Here is a 14,640-nt window from a genome sequence, read left to right as displayed (position 1 = left end):
CCCGGCCGCGTCTCCAGGGCATCTCTCACCAGCCTGCGTCGGCGTCCACCCCGCGGCCCTCCGGCGAAGGCTCCTCAGTCGTGCGCGCACTTGACTGCCACCCGGTCGGGAGCGCGCGGCGACAGCGCGTCGCCGATCGTCCGCCGGCCGTAACGCCAATGGCGCAATGGAACCCGCTTGGCCCAGTCCAGCCCATCGAGTGACGCCGACAGCCCGGTGACGGAGGCCGGGGCGCCGCGAAGACCTGACGGAGACGGTCGTCCCGGAGCGTCTGCCCGGTACCGACCACACCGAGCACAGGAGCAGGACCATGACGGACGGGCAGAAGAGCGTGGAGATCCGGATCGCCCCGGACGACCTCGACACGCTGAAGGACGGCAAGTACCGGCTCTGCATCGCGAAGAAGGTCAACAAGACCTACAACGTCGTGTGGCAGTCGCGTCCGGACGAGGACTACATGGAATCGAACACGTTCTCATGGGAGCCGCAGTACCAGCTCTTCGTCAGGAACGAGTTCGAGAACAACGTCAGCGTGGACGTCCACACCGGGCTGGTGGACGTCGAACTGGGCCAGACGGTTCCGCTCGACGCGCACGGCAAGCTGGGCGAGGCCACCACCGGCGGTCCGGCCACGGGCATCACGCTGGAAAACGGGTTCGGCTCGGTCCACCCCGGACTGTCCGCGCTCTCGATCGTCAAGGGCAAGGACGGGGTCGAGAAGCGGGTGATCACCCCGATCTACGTCGCCGAGAACCCGATGGTCAAGGGCAACGACGTCCTCACGCCGGTGGAGGCCGTGCAGGTGTGGTTCGAACAGGACATCGCCACGTCGACCATGTTCAGCGAGGCCAGGTCCAACGTCGTCGAGATCGACCTGACCAGGACCGACTCCGCGGTCCGGCTGTACAAGGGCGAGGACTGGTCGACTCCGAAGCAGGGCGCGCTCGCCGCGGACGCCAAGACGATCCTCACGATCGTCGCCGGCCTGACCGCGGCCGTCATCACCCACGACCTCGCGACGAAGATCGCCTCGATGCTGACCGGCGTCTACAAGGACATCAGGGTCGACGTGACGCAGGGGGCGAGCAAAAGCAACGTCAAGATCGTGTACAGCGAGCGGGCCGGCCTCACCGGGACCCGCTACCACGAGACGAGCTTGCAACTGCTGGATCCGAGCGCGGTCGACCAGCTCACCGGATTCGCTCTCGAGTCGTTCGAGTCCCTCGGCGTCGGCTATCGGACGCTGACCGCGACGTCGGCCGGTTGATCCGCTGTTGTCCGAAACCGGACAAGTGATCGTCAAGGGCTTGACCTGGACCGTGTGCGCTCAGCGATGATCTGGTGACGGACAGCGTTCTCAGCCCACGCGGGTCCGGCGAGTAGGCCCCCGGGCCGGGGTGCGCATGCGGCGGCGGTCGCACCCCGGCCCGGTCCCTCCCGGCAACCACCCGACCGGACCACAGCGCGACCCCACACCACCCCAAGATCCCAACTAGGGTGAAACCCGTGGACGCACTGGATCCCATTGAGTCGGTCAACACCTTCATCGGCACAAAGGACGAGGGCAACACGTTCCCCGGCGCGTCCATGCCGTTCGGCAAGGCGCATTCCAGCCCGGTCGGCTCCCACTACGCCGGCTACCGCTACGACGACCAGCAGATCCGCGGCTTCGGGCACTTCTTCCTGTCCGGCGCGGGCTGCTGGGAGCAGGGCGGCCTGGTCCCGATCCTCCCGGTCACGCAACTGCCGCAGAACTTCGACCACAAGCGGTACGCCAGCGGCTACACGCACGACGGCGAGATCGGCAAACCCGGCTACTACAAGGTCAAGCTGGACCGGGACATCACCGTCGAGTGCACGGCGACCACGCGCGCGGGCGTCGAGCGGTACACGTTCCCCGCCGGCGTCCAGGGCACGTTGCTCGTCAACGTGGGCCAGGCCAACGACAAGGAACCGGTCAGCGCCAGTTCCGTCAGGATCGTCGGCGACCGGACGATCGTCGGAACCGTGGAGACGCAGGCGTTCTGCGGTGGCCGTCCGTACCTCACGCACTTCACCACCAGGTTCGACCGCCCGTTCACGCAGTTCGGCACCTGGGGTCCGACAGGATCCAAGGCGGGCCAACGGGATTCCGCCGGTGGCGCCGGACTCAGGGGTGCCTGGGTGACGTTCGGCCCCGGCCCCGTCACGGCCATGACCGCACTGTCCCAAGTGGACGAGCAAGGTGCGGCGAACAACCTCGAGACCGAGACCGGCGGCAAGACGTTCGACGACCTCCGCAACGAGGCGCAGGAAGCCTGGCGCGCGGAGCTCGGGTGCATCGAGATCGAGACGGACGACTGGGACGAGCGCGCGGTCTTCTACACCGCGCTCTACCACGTGCTGCTCCAGCCGCTGACCGGCAGCGACGCGGACGGCAGGTACCGGGGCTTCGACAACCAGGTCCACCAGGCCGACGGCTGGACCTACTACGAGTACTACTCGCTGTGGGACACCTACCGCGCGCACAACCAACTCCTGGCACTGCTCCGCACGAAACGCTCGCAGGACATCGCGCGGAGCGTCCTGGCGATTCACGACCAGGGCGGCTGGCTCCCGCGCTGGGCGTACGCGAACCAGGAGACGAACTGCATGACCGGCGATCCGGTCACGCCGTTCCTGGTCGACCTCTGGCGCTTCGGCCATCTCAAGGGCTTCGAAGAGCAGGCGTACCAGGCACTTCTGCAGAACGCCGACGGCGTCCCGCCGCAGAGCTCCCGTTTCCAGGGCAGGTCCGGCAACCCGAACTACCTCGCGAACGGATTCGTCCAGTACGACAAGCGCTTCCCGAAGAAGGGCCAGGACACCGATCCGCACCACGGCGCGTCGGCGACCCTGGAGTACGCGCTGGCCGACGCCACGCTCGCGATCATGGCCGCGGAACTGGGCCATGCGGAAGACGCGGAACGACTCCGCAAGCGCGGCCTCAACCACCGCGCCCTCTGGGACAACAGCGTCACGGACCGGGGCTTCACCGGCTTCCCGCGGCCGAAGCTGCAGGGCGGCGCGTGGCTCAGCCCGTTCACGCCGCAGGGCCCGGAAGGGTTCCACGAGGGCACGGCGTGGCAGTACCAGTGGCTCTGCCAGCACGACATCACCGGGCTGATCACGGCGCTCGGCGGCAAGGCGGCGGCCGAGGCACGACTGGACGACTTCTTCGCGTACCCCGACCTCTTGAAGGACCCGGCGAAGACCGTCCGCGAGAAGTGGGTCGTGGGGCCGTACGACTACTACAACCAGTTCAGGTACAACCCGAACAACGAGCCCGACCTGCACGCGCCGTGGATGTACGCGCTCATCGGCAAGCCGGAGAAGACGTCGGTGGTGGTGCGGGCCGCGCAGACGTTGTTCGTCAACGGACCGGCGGGTGTCACGGGCAACGACGACCTCGGCACGATGTCGGCCTGGTACGTGTTCAGTGCGCTCGGCATGTATCCGGCCGTGCCGGGAACCGGCGAGTTCGTGCCCCACGCCCCCAAGTTCACGAAGGCCGTCGTCCATCTGGAGAACGGCAAGGACATCGTGATCAAGGCGGAGGCGGCCGACATCACGAAGACGCAGGTGGTGCAGCGAATCCGCAGCGGCTGGCTCTCGAAGACGAAGGATCGGATCGAGCTCGCGGAACTGCGTTCGGGGACCACGTTGGAGGTAGACCTCCGCACACTTTCCAATTGAGATGCCGAAACGGTCGTAGTCTCGTGCGATGGGCATCTGCGCGAGCTGCGGCACGGGCTTCGCGCCCCTGCCGTCGCGGGCGCGATATTGCTCGAACGCGTGCCGTCAGCGCGCCTATCGTCAGCGGTCCGCCGGAACGTCCACTGTGGTCGCGGAGCTGCCCCGCTACGACGACGCGTTCGTCGGCAGGGAGAGCGAGCTCGCGGAGCTGCTTTCCTTGCTGCGCAGGCACAGGATGCTCACGCTGGTCGGGCCCGCCGGGGTCGGCAAGACGCGGCTCGCGGCCGAGCTCGCCGGACGTGCCAGACGCACCGAGATCCGCACCGTCGAACTGGGCAGGCTGAGCCGGCCGGAGCAGGTGGTGCAGGCGGTAGCGGAAGCCGTTGGGGTGTACCAGCACGCGGGTGTCGCGCTCCGGACCACGTTGCTTCAGGAACTGGCCAATCGCCGAATCTTGCTGTTCGTCGACAACTGTGAGCATCTCGTCGAAGAATGTTGTGCCGTCGTGGACGCGCTCCTGTCGCGGTGCCCGCACGTGCAGGTTCTCGCGACCAGCCGGGAAGCGCTGAGATCCATCGGCGAGGTCGTCTATCCGCTGCACGGCATGCAAGCCGACGCGGCGAAGTTGTTCACCGAACGCGCCGGAACCAGCGGCGACCGCGACGCGATCGCGGCGATCTGCACCCGCCTGGACGGCCTGCCGCTGGCCGTCGAACTGGCCGCGAAACTCTCCGGATCGGTGCCGCTGTCCGAGCTCGCGGACCGCCTAGACCACCGGCTCGACCTGCTCAGCGACGTCGGCGAGCAGTTGCGGCACCAGAGCCTGCGGGCAGCCATCGCGTGGAGCCACGACCTGCTGACCGCGCCCGAGGAGGAGCTGTTCCGGCGGCTCGCGCTGCTGCCGGGCGGGTTCGGGCTGGAGATCGCCCAGGTCGTGCACGGCGGCGCGGTGATCGGCCTGCTCACGGCGTTGCAGGCGAAGTCGTTGGTGGTGCGGGAGAACGACGGCCGGTTCCGGATGCTCGAATCGGTCCGCCTCTACGCCCAGGAACGGCTCGAGGAGCAAGGCGAGCACGAGGTGACGGCCGAACGGATCGTCGAGTGGCTGTGCGAGAAGGGCGAACCCGCCGTCTCGTCGTCGATCCTCACGCCGGAGCAGGTGAAGGCGCAGCACCAGGAGTACGACAACGTGGCGTACGCGTTCGCCCATCTGGTGGCATCGCGCGACGACCGGCGGCTGATGCTCGCCACCATGCTGCTCAGGGTGTGCTTCGACCGCGGCTACTTCGCCGAGGCCGGCGCGGTGCTGATGCAGGTGCTGGACCAGTCGCCCGCCGACGCCCGCTACCGGATCCTCGCGCTGGAGTACGCGTCACTGCTGGCGGGCCACGACCAGCGGCACGACGAGGCCGTGAAGCACGCCGTCGAGGCGGTAGAGACCGCGGAGGCCGGCGGGCAGGACCTGATCATGTGCCGCCTGTTCCGGACGTTAGCGAGCGCTTACGACGGCATGGGCGACGTGGCGAACACCGCATGGGCGTTGCGCCGATCGATCCAGCACGGCGTGCGCAACGGCAACGACGTGAGTGTCGCTGTGTCCAGCCAGAACCTCGGCTGGCGACTGCTCGTCCAGGGTGACGTGGACGCCGCCGCGGCGCTGATCGAGGGCGCGTTGCCGGTCCTCAGAGTCCATGCACGGCAGGACGTCGTGGCCGCCGCGGTGCACACGTCGGGATGCATCGCGTTGGAAAGAGGGGATTTGGTGGCGGCCGGCGCCCGGTTCGCCGAGAGCGCGCGAATGACGGCGACCACACCGCGGGCCGTCCTGGAGTCGGTCGAGGGCCGCGGCCTGGTCGCGATGCTGTCCGGACGTCACGAGCTCGGCGTGCGGCTTCTGGCCGCCTGTCAGCAGATGCGCGCGACATGGGTCGTTCCGTCCGAAACGTGGTGGCGGCGGAAGAGGGACGCCGCGATGGACCTCGCGCGGGAATCCTTGTCTCCACCGGCTTTTCGACGGGCGCTCGGCGCCGGTCGGGCGATGGACGTGCGACACGCCCTGGAAACCGCGCTGGACAAGGAGATCGTGCAGGACCCGGTGCTCAGCGACCGGCAGCGGATGGTCGTCGAACTGGTGGCGCACGGCCTGACGAACGCGCAGGTCGCGGCCAAGCTCGGCATCTCGCACCGCACCGTGGAATCCCACGTGCACAACGTGAAATCCGTGTTGAATCTTTCGTCTCGCGCGCAGCTCACGGCCTGGGCCCAGTCGCACTGACGCGTCCAACTGAGACGTAACGCTGCGGTTCATCCGGATGACTTCCCGCCCCCCGCCGTTCATTGTGAGTACAACGACGGAAGGGGAGGGGTGACGTGGAACCGTTCCGCCTGCTGCACCCCGACCTCGTGCCCCAGCAGCGCGAGTCGTTGCAGCACGCCGCGTCCACGCTCGTCCAGATGGGGCTGGACGACACGGTGCTCTCGGCGTCGCCCGTGCACCAGCGCCTCGCGCGCGTGGTGCTGGCGAGCAGCGGCGTCATCGAGTGGACGCCCGGCTACTGGGTCCAGGACGACGCCCTCGACGAGCGCTTCGGCGTCGTCCGGGTCGGCGGCGACCGCGGCGGGATCTTCCTCTCCGGCGTCCTGATCGCCTACCTCGACGTGCTGGAGAACGCGGCCAGGATGGGCACCTCGATCACCGAGGACTCCTGGCGCACCCTGCTCTGGGCCCCGACCGCGCTCTTCGACCACGTGCTGCGCCGCCCGCAGGTCGGCATGACCGTCGTGACACCCGGCTGCGGCGCCGAGGACCTGCCGTTCGAACGCACCCAGGCCGGCCAGCGCCTCTACCTCGCGCTGATGCAGGCCGCCCGGTTCGCCGTCAGCGGCGTCCTGCGCGCCCAGGACGACCGCACCCTCGTCGAGGACTGCGTGACGCTCGCGACCGCGTGCCTGCGCGCCGCGGCGGTGGCGCTCGCGTTCGCCTGCGACGTCCCCGGCGACCCGGCGCTGCCCGTCGTGGAGACCGCGGAACACCGCTACCTGTGGCAGGTGATCGGCGAGGTCCGTGCGGCCGTCCCGCGGGCGCGCTTCGACCAGTTCGCGGCCGCTCTCCGCAGGCTCAACGACGTGTACACCGCCTGTCCGCTGCTGGTCGCGGGCGGCTGACCCACTTCGTCTCGACTTCGCTCCGACTTTCGTCTTTCCGCCCCGCGAACCACCAGGTGCTGACCTACCGTCTCGCCCATGACGGAGGAACGGCCGGCGGTCGTGGTGCGGGACGTCCGGAAGAGCTACGGCGACTTGAAGGCGGTGGACGGGGTCTCGTTCACCGTGGCCGAGGGCGAGTTCTTCGGCATCCTGGGGCCCAACGGCGCCGGGAAGACCACCACGCTGGAGATCGTCGAGGGGCTGCGCAAGCCCGACAGCGGTGAGGTGCGACTGCTCGGCGAGAGCCCGTGGCCGCGCAACGTGAAGTTGTTGCCGCGCATCGGTGTTCAGCTGCAGGCGACGTCGTTCTTCGACAAGCTGACGGCCAGGGAGCAGCTGCAGACGTTCGGCTCGCTCTACGGCGTGAGTCACGGCACGGCCGCGGACATGCTGGAGCTGGTCGGCCTCGCGGACAAGGCGAACGAGCAGGAGAACAAGCTCTCCGGCGGTCAGCGCCAACGGCTGTCGATCGCGTGCGCGCTGGTGCACGACCCGGACATCGTGTTCCTCGACGAACCGACCGCGGCGCTCGACCCGCAGGCCCGCCGCAACCTCTGGGACGTGCTGCGCGCCATCAAGGAACGCGGCAAGACCATCGTCTACACCACGCACTACCTGGACGAGGCCGAGATCCTCTGCGACCGCGTGGCCATCATGGACACCGGCAGGATCCTCGCGCTCGACCGGCCGGCGGTGCTGGTGCGCGGCCTCGACGCGCCGACCCACGTGACGCTGCAGAAGGGTGTTCTGTCCGTTGTGGACGCTTCCGCGCTCGAAGGTGTCGACGAGGCGCAGGAGGACGAGGTGTCGCTGACGCTCTCCACGCGCCGCCCGGCTCCCGTGCTGTCCACGCTGGCCGAACGGGGTGCGCTCGACGGCCTGCAGGTCCGCACGGCCACCCTCGAAGACGTTTTCCTCAACCTGACCGGTCGGGAGTACCGCGCTTGACTTGCTTCCCCTGTGAAAGAGGGGATTCCTGCGGCTCGCACCGCAGGGATTTCTGCTTCGTCGCTGACTGCCCGCCCGGAGTGTTCCGTTGAGGTCTTACACCGGCTCCACAGACCGACGCCGCCAGCCCGGCGGCCAGAATGTTGCATGCCGCGTTCACGTCCCGATCATGGGTCGCGCCGCAGACACACGTCCATGTGCGCACATGCAACGGCATCACCGCCGTAAGCGCGCCGCAGACCGAGCACAGCCTGGACGACGGGAACCAGCGATCGACAACGATCACGTCCCGTCCGTACCAACTCGCTTTGTACTCCAGCAACTGCCGGAACTGTCGCCAGCCCGCGTCACTGATCGTGCGGGCGAGGCTGTGGTTGCGGATCATGTTCGACACGGCCAGATCTTCGATCACGAGCGTTTGGGTTTCACGCACGAGCCGAGTGGTGATCTTGTGCAGGTAATCCGTGCGCCGGTCGGCGATCCTGGCATGGACACGGGCGACCTTGATGCGGGCCTTGGTCCGGTTGTTGCTGCCCTTCTGCTTGCGGCACAGCGCGCGCTGAGCCTTTGCCAGCGTTGTTCGGTCGCGATCTTCGTGCCGAGGATTGCCGATCTTCTCCCCTGTCGACAGGATCAGCAGGTGATCGAGCCCGGCATCGATGCCCACCATGGAATCGGCGGCGGGCAACGGGATCACTCCGGGGTCCTCGCACAACAGGGAGACGAACCAGCGCCCGGATGCGTCCCGCGACACGGTCACCGTCGAGGGCATCGCACCGTCGGGCAGCGGTCGCGACCAGCGGATGTCCAGCGGCTCGACCATCTTCGCCAGCGTCAGCGCCCCGTCGCGCCACCGGAACGCCGAGCGCGTGTACTCCGCCGACGCGCGAGACTTCTTGCGCGACTTGAATCGCGGATACCTCGCCCGCTTGGCGAAGAAGTTCGTGAACCCGGTCTGCAGATGCCGCAAGGACTGCTGCAGCGGCACCGACGACACCTCACCCAGGAACGCCAGTTCCTCGGTGCGCTTCCACATGGTCAGCAACGCCGATGTGGCCTCGTATCCAATCCGTTCCCCGCTCTGCGCCCACGCTTCCGTACGGGCCTGCAACGCCAGGTTGTAGACCTGGCGGACACACCCGAATGTGCGCGACAGCTCCACCGCCTGCGCCTCGCTCGGATAGAAGCGGTATCGGAACGCCCGCTTCACCTGCCCGTTCACAGTTCACAAGCTACCAACTCGTTGTGGACCCGATGGGGTGGGTGGTGGACGCCCTGTCGCCCCGGCTGCGATGCGGCTCCTCCTGCCTTGCTTGGCAGGGGTCCACTTCCTTCCCACCTTGAAGGACGGGTCGTTTCGGAGGACTTCAGATGACCGCGTTCAAGACGCTCTCGGTGGCGATGCTCAAGGGATTCCTGCGGGACAAGGTGACGTTGTTCTTCACCTTCCTGTTCCCGTTGATGTTCCTCATCATCTTCGGCCTGATCCTGCGCGACGTCGGCACGGACAAGACGAAGATCGCGCTGGTCGGTGACGGCCCGATCGTGTCCGCCCTGCGCGACAGCGGTGCGCTGGAACTGGAGCCGTACAACGACGAAAGTTCCGCCGTGCAGAAGGTGAAGGACGGCGACCTGCCCGCCGCGCTGATCATCCGCGGGCAGCAGCTCGACGTGCGGTTCGCGCAGAGCGACCAGGTCAAGTCCGCGACCGTGCTCGGGATCGTCAACGGGTTCGTGGACAAGGCGAACCTCGCCGCGACCGGTCAGCCACCGACCTTCACGTTCGCCGCGGAGAAGGTCGAGGACGCCTCGCTGAAGCCGATCCAGTTCCTGACGCCGGGCATCCTGTCGTGGGGTGTCGCGGTGTCGGCGGTCTTCGGCTCGGCGCTGACTCTCGTGTCGTGGCGCCGGAAGCAGGTGCTGCGGCGCATCCGGCTGGCACCCGTCTCGACGGGTTCCGTGCTGTCGTCGCGAATCCTGGTCAGCGCCGGCGTCGCGCTGGTGCAGGGCGCGACGTTCATCGGCATCGCGTCGCTGCCGGTGTTCGGGCTGCGGTTGTCCGGGCAGTGGTGGCTCGCGATTCCGTTGCTGCTGCTGGGAACCATCGCGTTCTTCGCGCTCGGCATGCTGGTCGGCGCGTTCGCCAAGACCGAGGAGGCCGCGTCGGCGGCGGCGAACATCGTGGTGCTGCCGATGGCGTTCCTGTCCGGCACGTTCTTCCCCGTCGACCAGGCGCCCGCGTGGCTGCAGACCGTGTCGAAGATCTTCCCGTTGCGGCACATGAACGACGGCATGCTCGACGTGCTGGTGCGGGGCAAGGGGATCGAGGCCTTGGCGATGCCGGCGGCCATCCTGGTCGGCTTCTCGCTGGTGGTCGGGTTCGTGGCCTCCCGCGTCTTCAAATGGGAGGAATAGGACAGGGGTGGTTGCCGTGTGCCGCCGGTCACGGTTCATGATGGGGAACCATGACGTTCTCCAGCGTGGTCGGACGGTTCCGCATCCTCGCCCTGGCCGAGGCCATCTCCTGGGCGGGCCTGCTGCTCGGGATGTTCTTCAAGTACGTCGTCGTGCAGAACGAGATCGGCGTCAAGGTCTTCGGCCCGATCCACGGCCTGGTCTTCGTCGGCTACGTGCTGGTGACGCTGATGGCCGTCGCGCCGCTGAAGTGGGACGCGCGCACGACTGTCCTCGCGCTGCTCGCGAGCATCCCGCCGTTCGGCACGGTGATCTTCGAGCGCTGGGCCTCGAAGACCGGCCGCCTCAGCGAACCAGCCGCCGAACAGCTCTGAGTTCCGTCTCGGGGTCGCCGTCGTGGTAGATCCGCTCGGACTCCTCGATGTTGTCCAGGAACTCCTGGTACTTCACCGCGTTGTGCAGGTGTGACGCGCGGCGGGCGACGTCGAGCGCTTCGAGCGGGCGGCTGTCCGGGCGGTGCTCGAGCCACGCCTCGCTCCACACCTTCCGGATGCGGTCGTGCAGTTCCGGTCCGGCGTACTCCATGACCCGGCACGCGTCGAGCGCCGGGTGGCCCCACACCGCGTCGGACCAGTCGATGACCTCGCCGCTTCGGCGCCAGTTGCCGGGGTGGAAGTCGCCGTGCGTCAGCGTGTCCGGCAGCCCGAACGACGGCATGGGCACGGTCGTCGGCCGCAGCCGCGCCTCGCCGGCCAGCGCGTTCTGCACGGCCACCCAGCGCGGCACGATCAACTCGATGTGCTCGGCCGTGACGGGCCAGCACTTGTCGCCCGGTGCGTCGCCGAGCAGGATCCGTTGCGGCGCCGAGGCGATCAGCGCCGGCACCAGCGTCGGGTCGTGCGCGCCGACCATCTCGATCACCGCGCCCTCGTCGGCGAAGAACGCCGGGATGGCCTTCAGCCACACCGGGCCGTTCGCGGTGGGCAGCCGGTGCACGGTCGAGAGGTTCCACGTGCGGACCTGAACGGACGGGCCGGTGCGTTCGACGTGCTGGTCGGCCCACTTGATCAGCTCTGCAGGGCCGCCCAGCCGCGCGTACGGCGCCCGGAACTCCGCGTCCGCCTCGGGCTCCTGAGCTGAGTGGAGCTTCGTGCGGTCGGGCTCGCCGTGCGCCTCGACGTGGTAGGTGACCAGGCCGTCCTGCGACGCGGTACCGCCCTCGACGGAGATCAGTCTGAGCACGCTCGTCCGGACGCCCAGGTGGGCTGCGAGCACCTCGTTGACCGGTTCGACGTGGTTCCAGTCACGGGTGGGCACCGGGAGCGCGTCCGTCCGGCCCGCGAACCCACTGGGCCCGCTGACCAGGGCGATGATCGACCGTTCCGTCACGCGACCATCATCGCGGGACGATCAACCGGATTTCAGTCCTCGAAGTCGCCGCTCGCCCGGCGGACCTTGGCGAGCAGGTCCGTGAGCTGCTCTGTCTGCCGGTCGGTCAGGCCCTTGAGGCCCAGGTTGACGTCGACGACGGCGGCCGTCGCGCTCTCCCGGCGCTGCAGGCCCGCGTCGGTGATCTCGACCAGCGTGGTGCGGCGGTCGGTCGGGTGCGGCGTGCGGCGGACGAGGCCGTCGCTCTCCAGGCGGTCGACGATGTTCGTGACGCTCGTCGGGTGCAGCTGCAGGCGCTCGCCCATGACCCGCATCGGCAGCGCGCCCTTGCGGGAGAAGTAGAGCAGCACCAACGCCTCGTAGCGCGCGAACGTGAGCCCGTGCGGCTTGAGAGCTGCGTCCACGGCGGACTGGATGATTTGCTGGACACGCATGACGCTCGTGACGGCGGCCATCGATGTGGAGGAACCCACCCGGTCGTCCCACAGCTCGGCCGCGCGGGCGATCGGATCGAACGGCAGCGGTGTCATGGGCAACGAAGCTACCAGTCAGTACCACCTGTGGATCACGAGGAGGCACGTGTGCTTGTCGCGTTCAGCGTCGCTCCGTCCGGTTCGGACGAGACAGGAGGCGTCGCGAAGGCCGTCGCCGAGGCGATCCGGGTCGTGCGGGAGTCCGGCCTGCCCAACGAGACGAACGCGATGTTCACCTTGATCGAGGGGGAATGGGACGAGGTGATGGACGTGGTCAAGCGCGCGACGGAAGCCGTGCAGGCCAGTTCCTCGCGCGTGTCCCTCGTGCTCAAGGCGGACATCCGGCCCGGCTACACCGGTCAGCTCAAGGCCAAGGTCGAACGGATCGAGGAGCACCTCTCCGACACGCCGTGATCCGGGTGATCCGGTTGCGGCACGTCCCCTCGGATGGCCGAACGCTCTACGCCGGCACGGTGAGGGGACCCGTGCGGCGACGTTCGCTGGGTTAGCGTGTCGGGCGTGGACGCGAGACAACTGTGGTTGAGGTTCGAGCCCTACCACGACGTCACGTACTTCACGCCCGAATCCCGCGCCGCGACCGACGCGCTGGGCTGCAAGGGCGGATGGATGGGCTACTTCGGCATGCGCGCCGCACCGCTGGGCGCCGCGTCGCCGGAGCTGGTGACGGCGGTCTTCTACAACTTCGCGCCGCGCATGGTCTCCCGTGCGCTGCCGGACGCGTGGGCGGTCGCCTCGCCGTCCGAGTACCTGCGTGTTCGGCTGGCGGGTGCGGACGGTGCGTTGCGTCGTCTGCTCGGCTCGGTGGACACGCCCGAAATCGCCGAGGCTGCTGCTTTGGCTCGTGCCGCGGCCATGGCGGCGCCTCTCGCGGGGCGTCCGTTGGCGGCGGCGAACCGTGCGTTGCCGTGGCCTGCCGAGCCTCATCTGGAGCTGTGGCACGCCTGCACGATCCTGCGCGAGGCCCGCGGCGACGGTCATGTGGCCGCGCTGGTGGCTCAGGGCGTAGGGCCGTGCCAAGCGCTTGCGCTCTATGCGCGTGAGCATTCCCTCGATCCGGCATACATGCGCACCGCGCGTGGTTGGACTGTCGAAGAATGGGAAGCAGTGGAGGGATTGCCCGGTGACCTTCCAGCGGTGGAACGCGCCACGGACATGGCCGCTCTTGGTCCGTGGGAAGCACTGGGTGCAGTTGGTAGGACGCGGTTCATCGACCTGATGACACCGCTGGCTCTACGCATCGCCTCAGCCAACGAGGCGATGCGCGTCAACCCGATGGCCCTGGACCCGGTCCGGGAACTAGCCGTGCCAGGATGGAACACGTGACAAGGCCTGATCCTCGCAAGACCGCCGCACTGTCCGCCGCGCTTTCGGGCGCCGTCGATCTGGGCGCCCTGAAGGCCCGCGCCGACGCTGCCCGCACTGCCGCCGCCACGCCGGCCGCTGCCGCCGCTTCCGCGCCCGACAACGGCTCTGTGCCGTGGATCGTGGACGTCACCGAGGCCTCGTTCCAGGCCGTGGTCGAACAGTCCCTGCAGGTGCCCGTCGTGGTGCTGCTCGGGGCTTCCTACAGTCCCGAATCGCAGCAGCTGGCCGCGTCCTTGACCCGGTTCGCGTCCGCGTCCGGTGGGGCTTGGATTCTTGCCCGCGTTGATCTGGAGGCCTCGCCCCGGATCGGGCAGGCGTTCGGGGTGCAGTCGGTGCCCACGACCGTGGCCGTTGCCGCCGGCCAGCCCATTGATGCCTTTGCCGGGCCCATTGACGACGGTGAGTTGTCGCAGTGGATCGCTCGGTTGCTGGATGCTTTGCGGGAGCGGCTGCCTGGGATTCGGGCTGGGGAAGCCCGGGCCGGGGCTCCTGTCGCGGCTGAAGAGGACGTTGTCGAGGATCCTCGGATTGTTGCTGCCGAGGAGGCCTTTGAGCGTGGGGACTACGTTGCCGCTCAGGGGTATTACTCGGAGATTCTCGCAGTTGAACCTGGGCATGAGCTGGCCAAGGAAGGGCTTGCTCAGGCTCGGTTCGCTGAGCGGGCTGAGGCTGTTGATCCTGCGGTGATCGGCAAGGCTGATTCCGCGCCCGAGGATGTCGACGCTCAGTTGGCCGCTGCTGATGCCGAGGTTGCCGGGCAGATGGTCGACGAGGCGTTTTCTCGGCTTGTTGCGACTGTTCGGCGGGTTTACGGGGACGATCGGGATCGGGTTCGGTCGCATTTGGTCGGGCTGTTCGAGTTGTTCCCTGCCGATGATCCTCGGGTTGCTGCGGCTCGGCGGAGTTTGGCTTCCGCGTTGTACTGATTCTTCTGTTTCGCGGCTTTGTGAGTGGTCACCTTGCGGGCGGCGACCTTGCGTTGGGTGCTTCCCCTGGGGGCTCTGCCCCCAGACCCCAATGCCACGTAGCTTAAGTTGATCTTGGTGTGGGGTTGAAGTGGGTAGAACCGGATGGTGGCGGGTCCGGGGTGTCGGGTGCTGGCGGGTTC

The 14,640-nt window shown here is 68.1% G+C and carries 13 protein-coding genes and 1 pseudogene; 11 read left to right on the top strand and 3 right to left on the bottom strand.

What is annotated here, in order from left to right; all coding sequences use genetic code 11:
• Positions 1–310: 310 nt before the first annotated feature.
• The 6 genes and pseudogenes from ACIRG5_RS30565 (at position 311) to ACIRG5_RS30540 (ending at position 7,869) form a co-directional block, all read left to right on the top strand.
• Positions 311–1,267, top strand: coding sequence for a hypothetical protein (locus ACIRG5_RS30565; RefSeq protein ID WP_402910911.1), 957 nt, complete (start codon positions 311–313; stop codon positions 1,265–1,267).
• A 239-nt stretch (positions 1,268–1,506) separates the two neighbouring features.
• Complete coding sequence (locus ACIRG5_RS30560) at positions 1,507–3,714, top strand: GH92 family glycosyl hydrolase (protein ID WP_402910909.1); 2,208 nt, start codon at positions 1,507–1,509, stop codon at positions 3,712–3,714.
• Positions 3,715–3,742: 28 nt separating this feature from the next.
• Positions 3,743–4,261, top strand: a pseudogene (locus ACIRG5_RS30555) (AAA family ATPase); the annotation flags it as partial.
• A gap of 1,251 nt (positions 4,262–5,512) precedes the next feature.
• Positions 5,513–5,989: a response regulator transcription factor gene (locus ACIRG5_RS30550; RefSeq protein WP_402911715.1), complete on the top strand. Its 477-nt coding sequence runs from the start codon at positions 5,513–5,515 to the stop codon at positions 5,987–5,989.
• A gap of 95 nt (positions 5,990–6,084) precedes the next feature.
• Positions 6,085–6,879 carry a hypothetical protein gene (locus ACIRG5_RS30545; RefSeq protein WP_402910907.1) on the top strand — a complete coding sequence of 265 codons (795 nt, stop codon included), beginning with the start codon at positions 6,085–6,087 and terminating at the stop codon, positions 6,877–6,879.
• Between the two features lie 78 nt (positions 6,880–6,957).
• Positions 6,958–7,869 carry an ABC transporter ATP-binding protein gene (locus ACIRG5_RS30540; RefSeq protein ID WP_402910904.1) on the top strand — a complete coding sequence of 304 codons (912 nt, stop codon included), beginning with the start codon at positions 6,958–6,960 and terminating at the stop codon, positions 7,867–7,869.
• Here ACIRG5_RS30540 and ACIRG5_RS30535 read toward each other — a convergent pair.
• The gene (locus ACIRG5_RS30535; protein ID WP_402910901.1) at positions 7,838–9,091 is read right to left on the bottom strand and encodes an RNA-guided endonuclease InsQ/TnpB family protein; all 1,254 of its coding nucleotides are present in this window, start codon (positions 9,089–9,091) and stop codon (positions 7,838–7,840) included. The two genes, ACIRG5_RS30540 and ACIRG5_RS30535, sit on opposite strands and share 32 nt — an antisense overlap.
• Before the next feature lie 149 nt (positions 9,092–9,240).
• Between ACIRG5_RS30535 and ACIRG5_RS30530 the strand changes: the two genes are divergently transcribed.
• Positions 9,241–10,284, top strand: a complete 1,044-nt coding sequence (locus ACIRG5_RS30530; RefSeq protein ID WP_402910898.1) for an ABC transporter permease — start codon at positions 9,241–9,243, stop codon at positions 10,282–10,284.
• Between the two features lie 50 nt (positions 10,285–10,334).
• Positions 10,335–10,658 carry a DUF3817 domain-containing protein gene (locus tag ACIRG5_RS30525; RefSeq protein ID WP_319977752.1) on the top strand — a complete coding sequence of 108 codons (324 nt, stop codon included), beginning with the start codon at positions 10,335–10,337 and terminating at the stop codon, positions 10,656–10,658.
• Here ACIRG5_RS30525 and ACIRG5_RS30520 read toward each other — a convergent pair.
• Positions 10,630–11,673: a phosphotransferase gene (locus tag ACIRG5_RS30520; protein ID WP_402910895.1), complete on the bottom strand. Its 1,044-nt coding sequence runs from the start codon at positions 11,671–11,673 to the stop codon at positions 10,630–10,632. The two genes, ACIRG5_RS30525 and ACIRG5_RS30520, sit on opposite strands and share 29 nt — an antisense overlap.
• A gap of 32 nt (positions 11,674–11,705) precedes the next feature.
• On the bottom strand, positions 11,706–12,203 hold the full coding sequence (locus tag ACIRG5_RS30515; protein WP_093592887.1) for a MarR family winged helix-turn-helix transcriptional regulator: 498 nt from the start codon (positions 12,201–12,203) through the stop codon (positions 11,706–11,708).
• 51 nt (positions 12,204–12,254) lie between these two features.
• Here ACIRG5_RS30515 and ACIRG5_RS30510 point away from each other — a divergent pair, with 51 nt between their 5' ends.
• From ACIRG5_RS30510 to ACIRG5_RS30500, 3 genes are all read left to right on the top strand, one after another.
• Positions 12,255–12,560 carry an MTH1187 family thiamine-binding protein gene (locus tag ACIRG5_RS30510; RefSeq protein ID WP_319977749.1) on the top strand — a complete coding sequence of 102 codons (306 nt, stop codon included), beginning with the start codon at positions 12,255–12,257 and terminating at the stop codon, positions 12,558–12,560.
• Between the two features lie 105 nt (positions 12,561–12,665).
• Positions 12,666–13,490, top strand: coding sequence for a hypothetical protein (locus tag ACIRG5_RS30505; RefSeq protein ID WP_402910891.1), 825 nt, complete (start codon positions 12,666–12,668; stop codon positions 13,488–13,490).
• Positions 13,487–14,458 carry a tetratricopeptide repeat protein gene (locus ACIRG5_RS30500; protein WP_402910889.1) on the top strand — a complete coding sequence of 324 codons (972 nt, stop codon included), beginning with the start codon at positions 13,487–13,489 and terminating at the stop codon, positions 14,456–14,458. Before ACIRG5_RS30505 ends, ACIRG5_RS30500 begins: the two co-directional genes overlap by 4 nt.
• Positions 14,459–14,640: the final 182 nt, after the last annotated feature.

Source organism: Lentzea sp. NPDC102401 (assembly GCF_044765805.1).
GTDB lineage: Bacteria > Actinomycetota > Actinomycetes > Mycobacteriales > Pseudonocardiaceae > Lentzea > Lentzea sokolovensis.
This window is presented reverse-complemented; position numbering and strand designations above follow the sequence as displayed.